General features: G+C 42.5%; 1 protein-coding gene. It reads right to left on the reverse strand.

Going from position 1 to position 640, the window contains the following annotated elements; genetic code table 11:
• On the reverse strand, window positions 1–560 hold a 560-nt coding region (locus tag B2W96_RS02890), incomplete at its 3' end, for a site-specific integrase (RefSeq protein ID WP_293008380.1).
• Between the last annotated feature and the right edge of the window lie 80 nt (window positions 561–640).

Here is a 640-nt window from a genome sequence, read left to right on the forward strand (position 1 = left end):
TCTCCGCTGCCTTTAAAATTTTGAATGCGTGACACCGTTCTGGAGACAGACATTACGCCAGCCTCCAAATCAAAGTCGCTCCACTTGAGCGCACATAGCTCCCCTATGCGGATTCCTGTATAAAAACAGAGCATTAAGCCAAAGGCCCTTTTATCTTTGGAGCAATGGACTGCATGCTCAATGGAACGTTGTTCCTTTACTGAAAAGACGGGGATTTCTTTTTGATATGTGCTGGTTTTTGGCAATGCTACATATTGGAGCAGACAGGTAAATTGAGTCTGGCTTTGGGAAATATCCCGCAAAGAAGTTTTGAAGATGGATAAAATTTTTTTACGGTATATTTCAGAGAGAGCCGTTTTTTCATTTACCGCTTTAAGAAATCGTACAATGGATTGCTCTGACAACTGCGTGTTTTCCGGTTTTCTGAAATGCGGAAGTATATATTTTTGTGTGCAGCGAAAGTAGCTTTCATAGGTTGATGGTTTTAAACGGCTATAAAGGTCTCCTTTCAGCCAATTTTCAAATAAAATTGCGGCGTTGTCACAGGGGGTGGCAGGCATGGATTTCACAGCGTCCCTCTCCCCTTTTTGACACTTCATTTTGGCCCGGACATCGCGGTATGTTTTTGCATAAAAAGAGC

Origin of the sequence: Oscillibacter sp. UBA6647 (assembly GCA_002455655.1) — a bacterium.
Classification (GTDB): domain Bacteria; phylum Bacillota; class Clostridia; order Oscillospirales; family Oscillospiraceae; genus Oscillibacter.